At 70.0% G+C, this 17,906-nt stretch carries 17 protein-coding genes; 7 read left to right on the top strand and 10 right to left on the bottom strand.

Going from position 1 to position 17,906, the window contains the following annotated elements; translation table 11 throughout:
* Nucleotides 1-5: 5 nt before the first annotated feature.
* Together cydB and GEV27_RS06700 are read right to left on the bottom strand one after the other, a co-directional pair.
* Complete coding sequence (gene cydB, locus GEV27_RS06705; RefSeq protein WP_153910447.1) at nt 6-1,001, bottom strand: cytochrome d ubiquinol oxidase subunit II; 996 nt, start codon at nt 999-1,001, stop codon at nt 6-8.
* A gap of 12 nt (nt 1,002-1,013) precedes the next feature.
* Nucleotides 1,014-2,420, bottom strand: a complete 1,407-nt coding sequence (locus GEV27_RS06700; RefSeq protein WP_153653283.1) for a cytochrome ubiquinol oxidase subunit I — start codon at nt 2,418-2,420, stop codon at nt 1,014-1,016.
* Nucleotides 2,421-2,531: 111 nt separating this feature from the next.
* Here GEV27_RS06700 and GEV27_RS06695 point away from each other — a divergent pair, with 111 nt between their 5' ends.
* Together GEV27_RS06695 and GEV27_RS06690 are read left to right on the top strand one after the other, a co-directional pair.
* Nucleotides 2,532-2,900 carry a BlaI/MecI/CopY family transcriptional regulator gene (locus GEV27_RS06695; RefSeq protein WP_153653284.1) on the top strand — a complete coding sequence of 123 codons (369 nt, stop codon included), beginning with the start codon at nt 2,532-2,534 and terminating at the stop codon, nt 2,898-2,900.
* Nucleotides 2,897-3,784 carry a M56 family metallopeptidase gene (locus GEV27_RS06690; protein ID WP_309222078.1) on the top strand — a complete coding sequence of 296 codons (888 nt, stop codon included), beginning with the start codon at nt 2,897-2,899 and terminating at the stop codon, nt 3,782-3,784. The genes GEV27_RS06695 and GEV27_RS06690 overlap by 4 nt, the downstream gene beginning before the upstream one ends.
* A 7-nt stretch (nt 3,785-3,791) precedes the next feature.
* Here the strand turns inward: GEV27_RS06690 and GEV27_RS06685 are convergent, their stop codons facing one another.
* Genes GEV27_RS06685 through GEV27_RS06670 form a run of 4 tightly spaced genes read right to left on the bottom strand, consistent with a single transcriptional unit; the run spans nt 3,792 to nt 8,623 of the window.
* Nucleotides 3,792-4,349 (bottom strand): NYN domain-containing protein, encoded by a 558-nt coding sequence (locus tag GEV27_RS06685; protein WP_153653288.1) that lies wholly within the window; start codon nt 4,347-4,349, stop codon nt 3,792-3,794.
* Nucleotides 4,350-4,396: 47 nt separating this feature from the next.
* Nucleotides 4,397-4,825, bottom strand: a complete 429-nt coding sequence (locus tag GEV27_RS06680; RefSeq protein ID WP_153933734.1) for a thioesterase family protein — start codon at nt 4,823-4,825, stop codon at nt 4,397-4,399.
* Entirely contained in the window at nt 4,822-8,373 is a 3,552-nt protein-coding gene (smc, locus tag GEV27_RS06675) for a chromosome segregation protein SMC (RefSeq protein WP_153933733.1), read from the bottom strand. The genes GEV27_RS06680 and smc overlap by 4 nt, the downstream gene beginning before the upstream one ends.
* 49 nt (nt 8,374-8,422) lie before the next feature.
* Nucleotides 8,423-8,623: a hypothetical protein gene (locus GEV27_RS06670; RefSeq protein WP_153653294.1), complete on the bottom strand. Its 201-nt coding sequence runs from the start codon at nt 8,621-8,623 to the stop codon at nt 8,423-8,425.
* Nucleotides 8,624-8,742: 119 nt separating this feature from the next.
* Here GEV27_RS06670 and GEV27_RS06665 point away from each other — a divergent pair, with 119 nt between their 5' ends.
* Entirely contained in the window at nt 8,743-9,240 is a 498-nt protein-coding gene (locus GEV27_RS06665; RefSeq protein WP_153653296.1) for a PH domain-containing protein, read from the top strand.
* The gene (locus GEV27_RS06660; protein WP_153933732.1) at nt 9,224-10,537 is read left to right on the top strand and encodes a PH domain-containing protein; all 1,314 of its coding nucleotides are present in this window, start codon (nt 9,224-9,226) and stop codon (nt 10,535-10,537) included. The genes GEV27_RS06665 and GEV27_RS06660 overlap by 17 nt, the downstream gene beginning before the upstream one ends.
* A 149-nt stretch (nt 10,538-10,686) precedes the next feature.
* Here the strand turns inward: GEV27_RS06660 and GEV27_RS06655 are convergent, their stop codons facing one another.
* From GEV27_RS06655 to GEV27_RS06640, 4 genes are read right to left on the bottom strand one after another with little or no spacing between them, the layout of a single operon-like run.
* The gene (locus GEV27_RS06655) at nt 10,687-11,946 is read right to left on the bottom strand and encodes a uracil-xanthine permease family protein (RefSeq protein ID WP_153653300.1); all 1,260 of its coding nucleotides are present in this window, start codon (nt 11,944-11,946) and stop codon (nt 10,687-10,689) included.
* A 53-nt stretch (nt 11,947-11,999) separates the two neighbouring features.
* Nucleotides 12,000-13,142: a tRNA dihydrouridine synthase DusB gene (gene dusB, locus GEV27_RS06650; RefSeq protein ID WP_153933731.1), complete on the bottom strand. Its 1,143-nt coding sequence runs from the start codon at nt 13,140-13,142 to the stop codon at nt 12,000-12,002.
* A 54-nt stretch (nt 13,143-13,196) separates the two neighbouring features.
* A complete protein-coding gene (locus tag GEV27_RS06645; RefSeq protein ID WP_153933730.1) occupies nt 13,197-13,784 on the bottom strand; it encodes a hypothetical protein in 588 nt (195 codons plus the stop codon).
* Between the two features lie 25 nt (nt 13,785-13,809).
* Entirely contained in the window at nt 13,810-15,195 is a 1,386-nt protein-coding gene (locus GEV27_RS06640; protein WP_153653306.1) for a glycine--tRNA ligase, read from the bottom strand.
* Nucleotides 15,196-15,368: 173 nt separating this feature from the next.
* On the opposite strand from GEV27_RS06640, the gene GEV27_RS17710 reads away from it, so the two are divergent.
* Genes GEV27_RS17710 through GEV27_RS06630 form a run of 3 tightly spaced genes read left to right on the top strand, consistent with a single transcriptional unit; the run spans nt 15,369 to nt 17,898 of the window.
* Nucleotides 15,369-16,295: a metal ABC transporter substrate-binding protein gene (locus GEV27_RS17710; protein ID WP_228764924.1), complete on the top strand. Its 927-nt coding sequence runs from the start codon at nt 15,369-15,371 to the stop codon at nt 16,293-16,295.
* Nucleotides 16,286-17,062, top strand: coding sequence for a metal ABC transporter ATP-binding protein (locus tag GEV27_RS06635; RefSeq protein WP_309222077.1), 777 nt, complete (start codon nt 16,286-16,288; stop codon nt 17,060-17,062). Before GEV27_RS17710 ends, GEV27_RS06635 begins: the two co-directional genes overlap by 10 nt.
* A complete protein-coding gene (locus GEV27_RS06630; protein ID WP_153653311.1) occupies nt 17,059-17,898 on the top strand; it encodes a metal ABC transporter permease in 840 nt (279 codons plus the stop codon). The genes GEV27_RS06635 and GEV27_RS06630 overlap by 4 nt, the downstream gene beginning before the upstream one ends.
* The last annotated feature ends 8 nt before the right edge of the window (nt 17,899-17,906 follow it).

Genomic DNA, 17,906 nt, shown 5'->3' with positions numbered 1-17,906 from the left:
CGCGGTCAGACCGGGATGTGGTTCAGGCTGATGCGGCGGCGGAACACCCAGTACGACCAGCTCTGGTAGCCGATGACGATCGGGGTGAAGATCACCGCGACCCACGACATGATCTTCAGCGTGTACGGCGTCGAGGCCGCGTTGGTGGTCGTCAGCGACCAGGCCGCGTCGAGCGAGGACGGCATGACGTCGGGGAACAGGCCCGTGAACAGGGTCGCGACGACCAGGGCGATCGAGAACGCGGTGCCCGTGAACGCCCAGCCGTCCCGGCCGGCGACTGCACTGACCATGCCGAGCACGAACGCGACGGCTGCCAGGCCACCGAGGATCCAGACCGCGAGGCTGTCCTGCGCCAGCCCGGTCCACACGATGAACGCCACCGCGAGCGCTCCGGCGACGACACCGACCCGGAGGCCGAGCTTGATCGCCCGCTCGCGGATCTCCCCCTCGGTCTTGAGCCCGACGAAGAACGCGCCGTGGACCAGGAAGACCGTCAGCGTCACCAGGCCGCCGAGCAGACCGTAGGGGTTCAGCAGGGTGAAGAAGCCGCCGACGTACTCACCGTCCGCGTCGATCGGCACACCGCGGACGATGTTGGCCAGGGCGACGCCCCACAGCAGGGCCGGGACGACCGAGCCGAAGACGATCGCGATGTCGCAGTTGCGCCGCCACGACGGCTCGTCCCGCTTCGAGCGGAACTCGATGCCGATGATGCGCACGATCAGCCCGATCAGGATGAGCAGCAGCGGGAGGTAGAAGCCGCTGAACAGCGTCGCGTACCACTCGGGGAACGCCGCGAACGTGGCTCCGCCGGCGACCAGCAACCACACCTCGTTGCCGTCCCAGACCGGACCGATCGTGCTGATCAGGGCGCGGCGCTCCCGCTCGCCCTTGGCCATGACCGCCATGAGCATGCCGACCCCGAAGTCGAATCCCTCGAGCACGAGGTAGCCGACCCACAGGACCGCGATGATGATGAACCAGAAGGTCGTGAGCTCCATGTCAGTGTCCGATCAGTAGGCGTACGTGAGCGGCGCGTCAGCGTCGTCGAGGTCCGGGTCGCGGGGCGGGTCGAGCTCCGGCAGACCCTTTTGCACATAGCGCAGCAGCAGCCGGACCTCGATCACGGCCAGGACGCCGTACAGGAGGGTGAAGGCGGCGAGCGACGTCGCGACCTCGCCCACGCTCGTGCTGGGCGAGACACCCGCCGAGGTCGGCATGAGACCGAACACGACCCAGGGCTGGCGGCCCATCTCGGTGAAGATCCAGCCGAACGAGTTGGCCACCATCGGCAGCAGCGGCAGGACGATCGCGGTGCGCAGCAGCCACTTCGAGCGTGGGATGCGGTTGCGGCGGGTCGCCCAGAGCATGATCGCGCCGGCCAGCATCGCCAGGCCGCCCGTCGTGATCATGGCGCGGAAGGTCCAGTACGTGACGGGGATGTTGGGCTTGTAGTCGCCCGGGCCGTACTTCTGCTCGTACTCCTCCTGCAGCGAGTCGATGCCGCGGACCTCGCCGTCGAGGGTGCCGGTGCCGAGGAACGAGAGCAGCTTGGGAATCTCGAGCTTGAAGACCTCCTTCGAGCCGTCGAGCGTGCCGACCGTGAGGATCGAGAACGGCGCGGGGCCCGCGTCCTCGTACAGCGCCTCGGCCGCGGCCATCTTCATGGGCTGCACCTCGGTCATGACCTTGCCCTGGAAGTCGCCGGTGATCATGGTGCCGAAGCCCGCGACCAGCAGCACGACGGCGCCCATGCGGAACGCGGGGCGGAACGCGTCGGCGTCCCGGTCGGGGTGGCGCATCATGTTCCACAGCGCGACACCTGCGACGAACGCGCCGGCGACCATGAAGCAGCCGATGATCTGGTGCGGGAAGGTCACGAGCAGGACCTCGTTCGTCAGCACCGCCTTGAAGTCGGTCAGCTCCGCGCGACCCTTCTCGGTGTTCAGCGTGTAGCCGACCGGGTTCTGCATGAACGAGTTGGCGGCGAGGATGAAGTACGCCGAGAAGACGGTGCCGGCCGCCGCGATCCAGATGCACGCGAGGTGGACGCCTGGCTTGAGCCGGTCCCACCCGAAGATCCAGAGACCGAGGAACGTCGACTCCAGGAAGAACGCCAGCAGGCCCTCGATGGCCAGGGGGGCGCCGAAGATGTCACCCACGAACCGTGAGTAGTCGCTCCAGTTCATCCCGAACTGGAACTCCTGGACGATGCCGGTCGCGATGCCCATCGCGAAGTTGATCAAGAACAGCTTGCCGAAGAACTTGGTCAGCCGGAGCCAGCGCTCGTCACCCGAGCGGTGCCACTTGGTCTGCATCACGGCGACGAGGACGGACAGTCCGATCGTGAGCGGCACGAAGAAGAAGTGGTAGACGGTCGTGATGCCGAACTGCCAGCGTGCGAGGTCCAGGACATCCATGGTCGACTCCGTCTCTGGCTACTACGGTGCGTAGTAACTACTACGGAGCGTAGTAACTCGACCGGTCCAGCAGCAAGCCGATTTACTACGTGGCGTAGTAGATTAGGTCACATGCCTCATCTCGGAGAGCTCGAACGCTCGGTCATGAACATCCTGTGGGACGCCTCGGCGCCTCTCACGGTGCGCGGAGTGATCGACGAGCTCGGCGGGCGCGACCCCGCGTACACGACCGTCATGACCGTTCTCGACCGACTCGGCGCCAAGAAGATGGTGCGCCGCGAGCGCGACGGCCGGGCGTTCCGCTACGCCCCCGCGTTGAGCCGCGACGCCGCGACGTCCGAGCTCCTGCACGCCGCGCTCGACCAGGCCGGCACCGACCGCACCGCCGCGCTCGTCCACTTCGCCCGCACCGTCGACCCCGCCGAGGCCCAGGCGCTGCGTGCCGCCCTCGACGAGATCGAGTCCCGGATCTCGGAGTGACTCCCCTCCTGCTCGGGCTGATCGGGCTCGCGCTCGCGCTGCCCGTGCCCGCGCTGCTGGCCCGGACCAGCTGGCCCCTGCTCGTCCCGCGCGCCGGCATCATCTTGTGGCAGTCCTTCGCGCTCGCCGCCGTGCTGGCGATCTCCGGCGCTGCCCTCTCCACCGCGCTGTGGCTCGTCACGGCCGATCACCTCACCTGGTGGCGCATCACCCTCCACCTGGTCATCCTCGGCATCGGCGTGCTGGTGTGGACGCAGTTCTGGTGGGCCGCGTGGACCGTGTGGCAGGAGACCCAGACGCGTCGCCGCCGCCAGCGCCACCTCGTGGACCTGCTGGGAGAGCCCGACGGGATGGCACCCGCGATCCGCATCCTGCAGGAGCAGACGCCCATCGCGTACTGCGTCCCCGGGCGAACCTCCCCCCGCATCGTGGTCTCCCAGGGCACGATCTCGACCCTCTCAGCCGCCGAGTACGCGGCCGTCCTCGAGCACGAGCGAGCCCACGTCCGGCGTCGGCACGACCTGGTCCTCGAGGCCTTCACGGTGCTGCACCGGGCGTTCCCCCGCGTGCTGCGCACCGACGCGCCGCTCGTGCAGAGCCAGATCATGGTCGAGCTGCTGGCCGACGACGCCGCCCGCAAGTCCTGCGGCGACGCTGCCGTGGCCCGCGCACTGGTCACGCTCGCCGGGGCGCCCACTCCTGCGGGAGCGCTCGGCATCGGCTCGGCGACCCGCATCCGCATGGACCGGCTCCTGGACCCCGATCCCCGCAACCCCCTGGCCTCAGCTCTCGCGTACGCGATCTCGGCCGTCGTGCTGGTCGTGCCCACCGTGTTCCTGGCAGCACCGTGGATGGTTCACGCGATCCGCACCCTCGCGGCCTGAGCCTGCGTCAGAGGAAGTCGCGCGGATCGAACTCGGCGATCGGGATGACCCGGATGCGCGGCAGGCTCGTGTTGAACGCCTGCACGTCGTACTCGAGGTCGTGGAACTCCAGACCGCGATCGATCAGCGGCACGAAGCCCGCGCTGCGGAACTCGCGAAACGCCAGCAGCGCCGTACGCCGCCCGGGTTCCACCAGGGGGCTGAGCTGCTCGACGAAGTCGCCGTCGTTGCTCGCCAGCATGACGTCCGCCTCGCGGCGCCCGAGCTCCTCGAGGGTGCGCTGGATCGCGATGTCGACGACCTTCTCGTCGGCATTGCCCGACAGCGGGACGGCCCGGAAGCCGATCGCGGTCAGCGCCTGCACGAACGGCATCGGCAGCTCGCCGTTGGCCGCGAGGAAGAACAGGCCGGCGGCCGGCTGGTCCCAGGTGTCCTCGGCGAACTGCAGCAGACGGTCCCACCGCGGGCGCTCGTGGGGCTGAGGACGGCGCCCGAGGATGGACTGACCCAGGGTCGCGTCGATGTTCTCGCCGTCGACCAGGACGTAGGTGGTGCGATCAGTCATGCTCGGACCCTACGCGGTTCGCCGACCGGGACGCCCGGCGAGTCGCCTCACACGACCAGCGGGGCCACGGCGTCGCGGATCACGTCGGGGATCGGCGTGACGGTGCGCGCCTCGGCGTCGACGTAGACGTGCACGAACTGACCGATCGCCGCGGGCTCGTCATCGCCCTGGAACAGCGCGATGCGATACACGATGCTCGAGGTGCCGAGCCTGGTCACCGCGAGGCCGGCCTGCACGTCACCGGGGAAGTTGAGCTCGCGCAGGTACTCGCAGCGGGTCTCCTTGACCAGGCCCACCGCGTCGAGGCGCCGGATGTCGGTGCCCGTCGCCTCGATGAGGAAGCCGTTGACCGCGGTGTCGAAGTAGGAGTAGTAGACGACGTTGTTGACGTGCCCGTAGACGTCCTCGTCCTCCCAGCGCGTCGTGATCGTGCGCAGGACCGTGAAGTCGGTGCGCAGCCGCGGTTCGTCCCTCATGCGGGCTCCTCCTCGCGCAGGCGCTGGCTGATGACCGCCGACACTCCGTCGCCGCGCATCGACACACCGTAGAGCGCGTCGGCGACCTCCATCGTGCGCTTCTGGTGCGTGATCACGATGAGCTGGGAGTTGGCGCGCAGCTCCTCGTAGAGCTCGAGGAGGCGGCCGAGGTTGGCGTCGTCGAGCGCCGCCTCCACCTCGTCGAGGATGTAGAACGGGCTCGGCCGGGCCTTGAACAGCGCGACGAGGAACGCGACCGCAACGAGCGAGCGCTCACCACCGGACAGCAGCGACAGCCGCTTGACCTTCTTGCCGGCCGGACGGGCCTCGACGTCGATGCCGGTGGTCAGCATGTTCTGCGGATCCGTCAGCACGAGGGCGCCCTCGCCGCCGGGGAACAGCCGGCTGAAGACGTGCTGGAATGCGCTCTCCACGTCGTACCAGGCCTCGGTGAAGACCTGCTCGACCTTCGCGTCGACCTCCTCGACGATGTCGAGCAGGTCCTGTCGCGTCTTGCGCAGGTCGTCGAGCTGCTCGGACAGGAACTGGTGCCGTTCCTCCAGCGCGGTGAACTCCTCGAGCGCCAGGGGGTTGACCTTGCCCAGCATCGCCATCGACCGCTCGGCGGTGCGCAGCCGCTTGACCTGGGTCTCGCGGTCGTACGGCACGGGCTCGGTGGGCAGCGAGTCGTCCTCGCCCTCGACGGTGATCGGAGGGACCAGCTGGTCGGGCCCGTAGTCTGCGACGAGGGTCTCGACCTCGAGGCCGAGCTCCTCCAGCGCACGCGCCTCCAGGCCCTCCAGGCGCAGCCGCAGCTCGGCGCGGGCCATCTCGTCCTTGTGCACCGAGTCGGTGAGCCCGTCGAGCTGCGTCGACAGGTCACGCAGGCGGGCGCGGACACTGCGCAGCGTCTCCTCACGCCCCGAGCGCGAGGCCTCGATCTCGGTGCGGAGCGCGGACGCCGTCGCGATCGACTGCTCGAGCCTGGCCAGGACCTGGTCGCTCGCCAGGATGACCGCGCGGGCCGTCTCGGCCTCACGCAGCTGCCGCGCGCGACGCTCGGCCGCGCGGCGTCGGGACTGCCGCTCGGCCTCGGCGGCCTCGAACAGAGCCGTCACCTGGCCCTCGAGCGCGCGGGCCCGCTCCTCGTTGGTGCGCAGCGACAGCCGCGCCTCGGTCTCCGCGCGACGGCAGGCGGACGCCTTCTCGGCGAGCTCCTCCAGCAGGGCCGTGTCGGGCTCCTCCTCGGGCGCGGACTCGGCCTGCGCGAGCCGTTCCTCGAGCTCCTGCAGGCCAGAGAGATCGCCGGCCATGGCCTCCTCGGCCTTGGTGATCGCCGCGGAGAGGCGCTCGGCCTCGCCCCGCGCGCCACGCGTCGTGGCGCCCAGGTGGCCGAGCTTCTCGGCGACGGCGGCCATCGTGGCGTCCGACTCGTGGAGCTGGCTCAACGCGGCGTCGACCCGTTCCTGCGCGGCCGCGCGGGCGTTCTCGCCCGTCTCCTGCTCGAACCGCAGGCGCTCCAGCGTGTGGACCGCGGTAGCGAGGTCCTGCTCCGCCTTCGAGATCGCCGCCTGCACCTCGATGAGACTCTGCTTGGACGTCGAGCCGCCGGCGGCGAAGTGCGCCCCGAGCACATCACCCTCGCGGGTCACGGCCGTGACGTCGGGGGCCAGCCGGACGACCTCCTGCGACTGCTCGAGCGAGTCGACGACCGCGACCTTGAACAGGAGCCGGCGCAGGGCTCCCTGCAGCGCGTCGGGTCCCTCGACCACGTCGACCGCGTACGTCGCGAAGTCGGGCAGCCCGGGCCAGGTCGAGTCGTCGACCTCGCCGCCGCCCAGCAGCATGCCGGCGCGACCGAGATCCTCGGACTTGAGCTTCTCCATCGCCAACACCGCGGTGTCGAGGTGGTCGACCGCGACCGCGTCGGCGGCCGAGCCCAGTGCGGCCGCGATCGCGGTCTCGAAGCCGCCGCGCACCGTCAGCAGCGCTGCGACCGAGCCGAGCAGGCCACTGATCTCGTCGGTCGCCGCGAGCAGCGCCCCCGCTCCGTCCTTGCGCGCGAGGCCGAGCTCGAGCGCCTCCTTGCGCGCCGTCAGCGCCGCCTGCTGGCGCTCGGCGTCCTGGACCTGCGTGCCGAGGGCCGCGATCACGGCGGTGGCCGCGGAGAGATCGGCCTCAGCCGCCTCGAGCTCCTCGTCGAGCCCGGACTCCCCCGCGTTGAGCCCTGCGATCTCGTTCTCCAGGGCGGTGAACTGCCGTTGTGCCTCGGCCGCACGAGCCTCGGCCTCGTCGCGGGCCGCGGTCAGCCGCCCGATCTCCTCGCCGGCGGCCGTCGCGCGGCTCCTGAGGGCGTTGACCTGTCCGTGGAGCCGGGCGAGACCTTCGCGCTGGTCGGCGGCGGCCCGCAGCAGACCCGCGACCCGACGTTCCTCGGCGGTGTAGGTCGCCTCGGCCTCGTTGCGCTCGGCGATGACCGCGGCCAGCGCCTCGGTGGCCGCGGCGACGCTCGCGCTCAGCTGCGCGTGCTGCTCCTGGGCGCGGCGCGCCTCGGCCTCCATCTCTTCGGGCTCGCGCCCGACGTGGCGGTCGTCGGACTCCACGGCGGCCAGGCGTACGCGCTCATTGGCCAGGCCCGCCGTGCCACGGATCCGCTCGCGCAGCCCCGAGAGGGTGTACCAGGTCTCCTGCGCCGCGGAGAGCCGCGGCGAGTCCTCACGGAGGCGGTCCTCGAGCTCGGTCTCCTGCTCGCGGGCCGCCGCGATGGCCTGCTCGACCGCCTGCCGCTTCTGCTTCAACGCCGTCTCGTCGGCGAGCTCCTCGGCGATCGTCGTGCGCGCGGTGACGATGTCGTCGGCGAGCAGGCGGGCGCGGGCGTCACGCACGTCGGCCTGGATCACCGCAGCACGCCGGGCGACCTCGGCCTGGCGGCCCAGAGGCTTGAGCTGGCGACGCAGCTCGGTGAGGACGTCGTTGAGGCGGGTCAGGTTGCCCTGCGTGGCGTCCAGCTTGCGGATCGCCTTCTCCTTGCGCTTGCGGTGCTTGAGGACGCCCGCAGCCTCCTCGATGAAACCGCGGCGCTCCTCGGGCGTCGCCCGCAGGACGCTGTCGAGCTGCCCCTGGCCCACGATGACGTGCATCTCGCGGCCGATGCCCGAGTCGCTCAGCAGCTCCTGGACGTCGAGCAGGCGGCAGGTGCTGCCGTTGATCGCGTACTCCGAGCCGCCGTTGCGGAACATCGTGCGCGAGATCGTGACCTCGGTGTACTCGATCGGCAGGGCGCCGTCGGAGTTGTCGATCGTCAGCACGACCTCGGCGCGACCGAGCGGCGGGCGGCCGGACGTGCCCGCGAAGATGACGTCCTCCATCTTGCCGCCGCGCAAGGACTTGGCGCCCTGCTCGCCCATCACCCAGGAGAGGGCGTCGACGACATTGGACTTGCCGGAGCCGTTGGGGCCCACGACACACGTGATGCCGGGCTCGAGCTGGAGGGTCGTCGAGGAGGCGAAGGACTTGAACCCACGCAGTGTGAGGCTCTTGAGGTACAACGCGGCTCCTACGTACGACGGTTGGGAGCCACCCTAGTGTGGCCGAACGTCAGCGGGCGAGAGGCTCGGCGAGGTCGCCGGCAGTCACCAGGTCGACCTGCTCACGCAGCGCCGCGAGCAGTCCGTCGTTCTCCACCTTGAGGCGCAGGACCTCGTTCTCGAGGTCCGTGATCCGCCGACGCAGTGCCGCGGTCTCCTGGAGCTGCCCGGGGGTGGGTCCACCGAGATGTCCGAAAAGGGCTTTGGCCATGGTTGTTCTCCGCAAGAAAAGGACTGAGGTGAAGGGCAGAAAACGATGATCTGCGTCTCGCAGTCTCCCACTTTCGACACGTCCAGGTCAACTGAGGTCCTCGTGGCTACGCTGGCGTGATGGACGGACTCTTCGCCCCGGTCGAGGGCACGTGGCAGCCTGTCTCCCCACGGCTCGCCACCGTCCGCCGCATCCTGCTCGTCCCGCTGGTCGCCGCGGTCGCACTGATCGGCGTGATCCTGGTCCTGCTGCCCCTGGACACGTGGGTCACCGTGCTCGGCGGTGCCCTCGCGATCGGCGGGCTCGCAGGGATGGTCTGGACCTGGGTGTGGGCCGGTCGCAACCAGCGCAGCTGGGGCTACGCCGAGAACGTCGACGACCTCCTGGTGACGAGCGGCGTCATGTTCAAGCGGCTCGTCGCGATCCCCTACGGACGGATGCAGTTCGTCGACGTCCAGGCCGGACCGGTCGCGCGGGCGTTCGGGATCGCGACGGTCACGCTGCACACCGCGAGCCCCGAGACCGCGGCGCAGATCCCGGGGCTGCCGGCCGACGAGGCCACCCGGCTGCGCAACCGGCTGACCGATCTCGGCGAGACCCGTGGCGCCGGACTCTGACGTGGCCGCCCCCGAGGCGACAGGGCTGCGCACCCATCCCCTCACCGCCGTCGTGCAGGGCGCCCTCTGGGCCGCTGCCGCGACGGCGGGGCTGATCAGCTCGCTCGTCACGGGCGACGGCTGGGGTGAGCTGAGCCCGCTCGTCAGCCTGCTCGTGGCGCTCGGCGGCGGGCTGGTCCTCGGCCTGCTCCTGGGCTTCGTGACGTGGCGCTTCACCCGCTACGTGATCGACGGCACCGAGCTGCGGATCAACTCCGGTGTCCTCACCAAGTCGTCGCGCCGGATCCCGTACGAGCGGATCCAGTCGGTCGACATCGCGCAACCGCTCGTGGCGCGGGTGCTCGGTCTCGCGGAGCTGCGGGTCGAGATGGCCGGGGGCAAGGACTCCCGGACCTCGCTGCGGTTCCTGCGGGTGGCGGACGCCCACGAGCTGCGACGCGTCCTGCTGTCGCGTGCGCACGGCGACGCGACGACGACGCCGGACGAGCACAGGGCCGTGTTCACGGTCGTGCCCCCCGAGCGCGTGATCCTCGGGACGATCCTGTCCCTGGACTTCCTCGTCGCCGCGGTCGGCTCGGTCGTCCTCGTCGTGACGATGATCTGGTTCGGCCAGGTCGTCGTGCTGCTCGGCGGCGTCCTGCCCCTGGCGTCCTGGCTCGCGCAGATCGTCGCGCGACGCGTGGTCCAGCAGTGGGACTTCACGCTCTCCAGGGGCGAGCGAGGTCTGCGCATCGAGCGCGGCCTGCTCTCGCGGACGTCCCAGACCATCCCGTTCGCCCGCGTGCAGGGCATCGCGGTGCGGGAGCCGTTCGTCTGGCGACGCCTGGGCTGGCAGCGGCTCGAGGTCGACGTGGCCGGCTATGCCGACCGGGAGACCGAGCAGGACGACAGCTCCTCCTCGATCCTGCTGCCGATCGCGGACCGCGTGCTCGCCGCGGCCGTCATCGAGATGCTCATCCCCGGTGCTCGCACCGAGGACCTGGTCCGCACACGGGCGCCCCGGCGGTCGTGGCCGTTCGCACCGGTCGGGTGGCGCAACAGGTGGATCGCGGCGGACCGGACCGCGTTCATCGCCCACGAGGGGTGGATCGAGCGCCGCACGAGCATCGTCCCCCACTCCAAGACCCAGTCGGTCGAGCTGCGGCAGGGTCCGCTCCAGCGCCGGCTGCGCGTCGCAACGGTCGAGGTGCACACGCCGAAGGGTCCGGTTGACGCCGACGGCCGGCACCTCGACGAGCGAGACGCGCGCGCCGCCCTCGTCGCCCAGCTCGAGCGCGCCCGCGCCTCCCGCACCTGACCCCCGAGGCGCGGTGCGTACGCCACCGAAAGCCCGGGGCGCGGTGCGTACGCCACCGAAAGCCCGGGGCGCGGTGCGTACGCCACCGTATGAGGCCGGTTAGGCGCTCATACGGTGGAGGATCCACCGCCCCGGGGGCGGGGCAGGGGTCAGCGGGACCTGGCCTTCTCGACCGCGGTCATGACGTGGAAGACGACGATCGCGGCGATGGCGCCGAGCGCGATGCCCGTGAACTCCATGTCGCCGACCGTGATCCGCAGGTCGCCGATGCCGATGACCAGGGCAACTGCCGCGGTGAACTGGTTGACCGGCAGCGAGAAGTCGACGTTGTTGTCGAGCCAGATCTTGATGCCGATGATGCCGATGAGTCCGTACAGCGCGACCGTCACGCCGCCCAGCACGCCCGGGGGCACGGTGCGGATGACCTCGCCGATCTTGGGCGAGAGCCCGAGCAGGATGGCCAGGATGCCGGCGACCCAGTAGGCGGCGGTGGAGTAGACGCGCGTCGCGGCCATGACGCCGATGTTCTCGCCGTACGTCGTGGTGCCCGAACCGCCAGCGGCGCCGGCGAGGGTCGTGGCCAGGCCGTCGGCGAGCAGCGCCCGTCCTGTCGTGTCGTTGATCGTGTCGTCGTCGGCCAGCTGGGCCACGCTGCGCACGTGCCCCACGTTCTCGGCGATCAGCACCAGGACGACGGGCAGGAACGACGGCAGCACCGACCAGACCACGTCGGGCGACTGGAAGTCGGGCAGACCGATCCACGCGGCCTTCTCGACCTCGGTGAAGTCCAGCGCCCCCGCGAACGCCGCCACGACGTAGCCGGCGAGGACACCGACCACGATCGACAGCCGGGCCACGAGGCCCCGGGCGAACACCGCGACCAGCAGCACCACGGTCAAGGTGATGAGCGCGGTCCACGGAGCCTGCTCGAAGTTGTCCGTTGCGGCCCCTGACAGGTTGAAACCGATCAGCGCGACGATCGAGCCGGCGACGACCGGCGGCATGAGCGACTGGATCCAGCCGGTCCCCGTCCACATGACGATGACACCGATCAGCGCGAGCATGACGCCGCACGCCAGCACCCCGAACAGCGCGGCGCCGATGTCGTCCCCGCCCCCCTTGGCCGCCGCGATCGGCGCGAGGAAGGCGAACGACGAGCCGAGATAGCTCGGCAGCCGGTTGCCGGTCAGGATCAGGAAGAGCAGCGTCCCCACGCCGGAGAAGAAGATCGTCGTCGACGGCGGGAAGCCGGTCAGGATCGGCACCAGGAACGTCGCGCCGAACATCGCGACGACGTGCTGGGCGCCGAAGCCGATCGTCCGCGGCCAGCTCAGCCGCTCACCCGGGGCGACGATCTCCCCGTCCGTGATCGTCCGACCGTCACCGTGCAGGGTCCAGGGCAGAGGCATGAGGTGTCCTTCTCATCGTCGCAAGGGCGCTGCGTCGCGTCCGAACGCAAAGATTATCCGCCGGACGTGGCGTCCTCGGCGAGCGGGTCGAGCGGGGCGGAGATGGATCGCGAGTCGAGCCAGCCGTCCGGAACCGAGACCTTCTTGGGCGTGCCTTGGCGCCCGCGAGGCGTCCCGAGCTCGCCGACCGGGTAGGGCTCGTCCGGGTCGAGCCGTCCCAGCAGGTCGTCGAGGTCGGCGAACGACGACACCATGCCGAGGCGGCTGCGGACGTCCTTGCCGGCGGAGAAGCCCTTGAGGTACCAGGCGATGTGCTTGCGGAACTCGATGCAGCCGCGCTCCTCGCCCATGATGCCCGCGAGCAGCTCGGCGTGGCGACGCATGACCGCCGCGACCTCTCCGAGACGCGGCAGGCCGACGACGGTCTCGCCCGCGAACGCCGCGGCGAGATCGCGGAACAGCCACGGTCGGCCCAGGCAGCCGCGACCGACGACCACGCCGTCGCAGCCGGTCTCCTCGACCATGCGGATCGCGTCGGCGGCCTCCCAGATGTCGCCGTTGCCGAGCACCGGGATGCCGACCGACGACTTCAGCTCGGCGATCGACTCCCAGTCCGCGCGGCCCGAGTAGTGCTGCACCGCGGTGCGCCCGTGCAGCGCGATCGCGGCACAGCCGGTGTCCTCGGCGATGCGACCCGCGTCGAGGTACGTCAGGTGGTCCTCGTCGATGCCCTTGCGGGTCTTCATCGTCACGGGGACGCCGTACGGTGCGGCCGCGGCGACCGCCTTGGTGAGGATCTCGCCGAGCAGCACGTCCTTCCACGGCAGGGCCGCTCCCCCGCCCTTGCGGGTCACCTTGGGGACGGGGCAGCCGAAGTTGAGGTCGACGTGGTCGACGCCGTGGTCGTCGCACAGGATCTGCACCGCACGTCCGATCGTCTCGGGGTCGACGCCGTACAGCTGCACCGAGCGGAAGGTCTCGTTGGGTGCGAACGTGAGCATCGCGAGGCTGGTCTTGTCGCCCTGGACGAGCCCGCGCGACGTGATCATCTCGCAGACGTACAGACCTGCGCCCTGCTCCGCACAGAGCTGGCGGAACGCCGCGTTGGTGACGCCGGCCATCGGGGCGAGCACCACCGGCGTGGCGACCTCGAGGTCACCCAGCCGCAGCGTGCGGGGCATCGTGGCGATCGACATGCCTCCATTGTCGCCCACGAACGAACGCCTCCGGCACCCGTGCTGCCGGGACGCTCAGGGTCGCCAGGTGATGGCGTCCTTGGCCGCACCGGTCTGCAGGTCGACCGAGACCAGCGAGCGCCCCTTCGGGACGAGGTAGACCAGGCACAGCCGCGCCGACGCGCCGGGCAGGAAGCTCTTGGGCAGCGTCGAGCGCGGGCACGGCTTGAACGTCCCGACGATGTCGTTGGCCGGGAGCTGGGTGTTGCTGTCGTCGCGGACGAAGAGCGGAAGCGCAGCACCGCCGAGACCGGCCGGCCCGTCGTTCGTGACCTTGACCGTGACGTAGTAGGGCGTGGACCGCCGGGTCTCCGCGTCGAGGGAGAAGAACCGGAAGTCCTTGATCGAGCCCTTCTTGACCTTCAGCACCCGGACCGTGACGGCGCTCGCGGCGCGGTCACCGACCTGGTGCACCACCGTCGCGGGCTTCCCCTCGTCGAGCCTGGTGCCGCCCGATGTCAGCTTGACGCCCGGCGGCACGTCGAACCCCGCCGGGGCGGTGGTCTCCTTCGACGCCTTCGGCTTGTCCTCGGAGCCCGAGGAGCAGCCGCCGAGCACCAGCGCGGCGGCCGCCGCGACAGCTGCGATCCTTCGTGTCCTCACGCGCCGATTGTGCGGCACGAGAGGTTCAGCAGCCCGGCAGGCGCGCCGCGAGCCACGAGGTCACCTGGTCGAGCGCGATGCGCTCCTGCTGCATCGTGTCGCGATCGCGGATCGTCACGGCCTGGTCGTCCAGGGTGTCGAAGTCGACCGTGATGCAGTACGGCGTGCCGATCTCGTCCTGGCGGCGGTAGCGCTTGCCGATCGCCTGGGCGTCGTCGAACTCGACGTTCCAGAACCCCCGCAGCTCGGCGGCCAGCGCGCGCGCCTTGGGCGACAGCTCCTCGTTGCGCGACAGCGGGAGCACCGCGGCCTTGACCGGGGCGAGGCGCTTGTCGAGCTTCAGCACGGTCCGCTTGTCGGTGCCACCCTTCGCGTTGGGCACCTCCTCGTCGACGTACGCGTCGATGAGGAAGGCCATCATCGAGCGGTTGACGCCCGCCGCCGGCTCGATGACGTACGGCGTCCAGCGCTCGTTGGTCGCCTGGTCGAAGTACTGCAGGTCCTTGCCCGAGTGCTCGGCGTGGGTCTTGAGGTCGAAGTCCGTGCGGTTCGCGATGCCCTCGAGCTCACCCCAGGTGGAGCCGGCGAACTCGAAGCGGTACTCGATGTCGACGGTCCGCTTGGAGTAGTGCGAGAGCTTCTCGGCGGGGTGCTCGAAGAAGCGCAGGTTCTCCGGGTTGATGCCGAGTCCGGTGTACCAGTCCATCCGGATCTTCATCCAGGTCTCCTGCCACTCCTCGTCCGTGCCCGGCTCGACGAAGAACTCCATCTCCATCTGCTCGAACTCGCGGGTGCGGAAGATGAAGTTGCCCGGCGTGATCTCGTTGCGGAAGCTCTTGCCGATCTGGCCGATGCCGAACGGGGGCTTCTTGCGCGCGGTCGTCATGACCTGCAGGAAGTTGATGAAGATGCCCTGGGCGGTCTCGGGGCGCAGGTAGTGCAGGCCCTCCTCGGACTCGACCGGGCCGAGGAACGTCTTGAGCAGGCCGTTGAACATCCGCGGCTCTGTCCACTCGCCGCGGGTGCCGCAGTTCGCGCACACGATGAGGGTCATGTCGACCGAGTCGGGGTCGTCGATGCCCTTCTTCTCGGCGTACGCCTCCTGCAGGTGGTCCTGGCGGTAGCGCTTGTGGCACTTGCGGCACTCGACCAGCGGGTCGACGAACGCCGACAGGTGACCGGACGCCTTCCAGACATCGGTCGGCAGGATGACCGAGGAGTCGAGGCCCACGACGTCGTCGCGGCCCTGCACCATCGAGCGCCACCACTGGCGCTTGATGTTGTCCTTGAGCTCGACGCCGAGCGGTCCGTAGTCCCACGCCGACTTGGTGCCGCCGTAGATCTCGCCGCACTGGTAGACGAATCCCCTGCGCTTGCTGAGGCTGATGACGTTGTCGACTGTGGATGCCATGAGGGGATGTTCCAATCCGGCTGGGTGTCGGCGGGCCTGTGCACGACATCGTGATGACGTACGCCCGAGGGTGGCCTCAAGCCTAGCGGCGGGTGTCCCCCGTCCCCTCGGCGCGGTACGCACCGCCGGCGCAGATTTGACAATGATTCTCACTCTGGTTGAAAATCATTCTCATGAACAAGTCCCGCCTCCTGCTCGCCACGGTCCCTCTCCTCGCGGTGCTCACCGCGTGTGGCGGGGGCGCGCAGGATGACGGCCGGGCGTCCGTCGTCGCCTCGTCCTATCCCTTCGCCTTCGTCGCCGAGCGGGTCGGCGGATCGGCCGTCGACGTCACCAACCTGACCGCGCCGGGCACCGAGCCGCACGATCTGGAGCTCAAGCCCAAGCAGGTCGCGTCCGTGCAGGACGCCGATCTCGTCATCTACCAAGAAGACTTCCAGGCCGCGGTCGACCAGGCCGTCGACCAGGCCGGCCGGTCCGACGACGACACGATCGACGTCGCGTCGCTGGTCGAGCTGCTGCCGAACCCGTCGGAGGAGGAGGGCGAGCACCACGCGGACGACGGCCACGACCACGGCGACACCGATCCGCACACCTGGCTGGATCCCCGGACCATGAGCGCCCTGGCCGAGGCCGTGTCGACCGAGCTGTCCAGGATCGATCCCGAGCACGCCGCCGACTACCAGGCCAACGCCGACCGGCTCGTCGACGAGCTCACCGCGCTGGACGAGGACTTCACGGCAGGCCTCCGTGCCTGCCGCACCCGCACGATCGTCACGAGCCACGCCGCCTTCCAGTACCTCGCGGCGCGCTACGACCTCAAGCAGGTCGCGATCGCCGGGCTCGACCCGAGCAACGAGCCCTCTCCGTCCCAGCTGGGCGACATCTCACGGCTCGTCCGCGCCCAGAAGATCACCACGATCTTCACCGAGGAGCTCGTCAGCCCCGCGATCGCCGACACCATCGCGAAGGAGACCGGAGCCACCACCGCTACGCTCGATCCCATCGAAGGCCTGTCCGACCAGACCAAGGACGAGACCTACCTGACGCTCATGCGCCGCAACCTCGACACCCTGAAGAAGGCGAACTCGTGCCAGTGAGCCAAGCCCCACCACTGGTCGTCAGGGGGGTCGGCGTCGCCCTCGACGGCCGTCCCGTCCTGCGTCATGTCGACCTCGAGGTCGCTGCCGGCGAGTTCGTCGCGCTGCTGGGCTCCAACGGCTCGGGCAAGTCGACGCTGGTCCGCGCCGCGGTCGGGCTCGTCCCGATCAGCTCCGGCTCGATCGAGCTGTTCGGCACCCCGCTCGACCGCTTCCGCGACCGTCAGCGTCTCGGCTACGTCCCGCAGCGCACCCGCGCCGTCTCCGGTGTCCCGGCCACGGTCCGTGAGGTCGTGATGAGCGGACGCCTGGCGCGCCGCCGGTTCTTCGGCTGGCGCACCGCGGCCGATGTCGCCGCGGTCGACGCAGCCATCGACCGTGTGGGCCTCTCGGACCGCAGCCGGTCCTCGGTCAGCGAGATGTCCGGCGGCCAGCAGCAGCGCGCCCTGATCGCCCGTGCGCTGGCGTCCGAGGCCGAGCTGCTGATCATGGACGAGCCGACCGCCGGCGTCGACCACGACAACCAGGAGTCACTGGCCGAGCTGCTCGGCAGCCTGGTGCAGGACGGGACGTCTGTGCTGCTGGTCGCGCACGAGCTCGGCCCGCTGCGTCCGCTGATCGACCGGGCGATCGTGCTGCACGACGGCGAGATCGAGTACTCCGGACCCTGCGACGCGATCCGTGACGAGCAGCTCACCCACGTGCACCGCCACGGCGGCCAGCCCGACCATCCCGACGGCTTCAGCCCGAATCCGGTGGGCGCATGATCGAGCTGCTGGACTACGAGTTCATGCGGCGCGCCCTCGTGGCCGCCGTGTTCACCGGCCTGGCCGCGCCTGCGATCGGCACCTTCCTGGTGCAGCGCCGGCTGGCCCTGCTCGGCGACGGTCTCGGGCACGTCGCCCTGACCGGCGTCGCCCTGGGTCTGTTGACCGGCATCGCTCCCACCGTGACGGCTGTCGTCGTCGCGGCGCTGGGGGCCGTCGTGATCGAGCTGCTGCGGATGTACGGACGTACCAGCGCCGACGTCGCCCTCGCGATGCTGTTCTACGGCGGCATCGCGGGCGGAGTGCTGCTGACGAACCTGGCCGACGAGAGCGCCAACTCCCTCAACGGCTATCTGTTCGGCGCCATCACGACAGTCTCCAACGGCGATCTCGTGCTGGTCGGCGTGCTGGGGCTGCTGGTCGTCGTCCTGTCACTCGGCCTCTCGCCGCAGCTGTTCGCCGTCTGCCAGGACGAGGAGCACGCCAAGGTCAGCGGCGTGCCCGTCCGGCTCTACAGCATCCTTATCGCGGTCCTCGCCGCCGTGACGATCACCGTCGCGATGCGCACCGTCGGCCTGCTGCTGGTGTCGGCGCTGATGGTCGTCCCGGTCGCGGCGTCCCAGCAGCTCACCCGCAGCTTCCGCACGACGCACCTGGCGGCCATGGCGATCGGCCTCGTCGCGGCGGTCGGCGGCCTCGTCACGAGCTACGAGATCAACACGCAGCCCGGGCCGACGATCGTCATGATCGCGCTGGCGATCTTCGTCATCGCCTCGCTCACGGCGATGGTCGTGAGCCGAGGACGAGCGCGCCGCCACCGGATAGGTTCTCTCTGAGGAGAAGT

It is taken from the genome of Aeromicrobium sp. S22 (genome assembly GCF_009661045.1).
Taxonomy (GTDB): domain Bacteria; phylum Actinomycetota; class Actinomycetes; order Propionibacteriales; family Nocardioidaceae; genus Aeromicrobium; species Aeromicrobium yanjiei.
The sequence above is the reverse complement of the archived record's forward strand: the minus strand, read 5'-3'. Positions and strand labels throughout refer to the sequence as shown.

Bases quoted from the DNA above. Each gene is read 5' to 3' on its own strand.
- cydB (WP_153910447.1), bottom strand. From the start codon at position 1,001: ATGGAGCTCACGACCTTCTGGTTCATCATCATCGCGGTCCTGTGGGTC.
- GEV27_RS06700 (WP_153653283.1), bottom strand. From the start codon at position 2,420: ATGGATGTCCTGGACCTCGCACGCTGGCAGTTCGGCATCACGACCGTC.
- GEV27_RS06695 (WP_153653284.1), top strand. From the start codon at position 2,532: ATGCCTCATCTCGGAGAGCTCGAACGCTCGGTCATGAACATCCTGTGG.
- GEV27_RS06685 (WP_153653288.1), bottom strand. From the start codon at position 4,349: ATGACTGATCGCACCACCTACGTCCTGGTCGACGGCGAGAACATCGAC.
- GEV27_RS06680 (WP_153933734.1), bottom strand. From the start codon at position 4,825: ATGAGGGACGAACCGCGGCTGCGCACCGACTTCACGGTCCTGCGCACG.
- GEV27_RS06670 (WP_153653294.1), bottom strand. From the start codon at position 8,623: ATGGCCAAAGCCCTTTTCGGACATCTCGGTGGACCCACCCCCGGGCAG.
- GEV27_RS06665 (WP_153653296.1), top strand. From the start codon at position 8,743: ATGGACGGACTCTTCGCCCCGGTCGAGGGCACGTGGCAGCCTGTCTCC.
- GEV27_RS06655 (WP_153653300.1), bottom strand. From the start codon at position 11,946: ATGCCTCTGCCCTGGACCCTGCACGGTGACGGTCGGACGATCACGGAC.
- dusB (WP_153933731.1), bottom strand. From the start codon at position 13,142: ATGTCGATCGCCACGATGCCCCGCACGCTGCGGCTGGGTGACCTCGAG.
- GEV27_RS06640 (WP_153653306.1), bottom strand. From the start codon at position 15,195: ATGGCATCCACAGTCGACAACGTCATCAGCCTCAGCAAGCGCAGGGGA.
- GEV27_RS17710 (WP_228764924.1), top strand. From the start codon at position 15,369: ATGAACAAGTCCCGCCTCCTGCTCGCCACGGTCCCTCTCCTCGCGGTG.
- GEV27_RS06630 (WP_153653311.1), top strand. From the start codon at position 17,059: ATGATCGAGCTGCTGGACTACGAGTTCATGCGGCGCGCCCTCGTGGCC.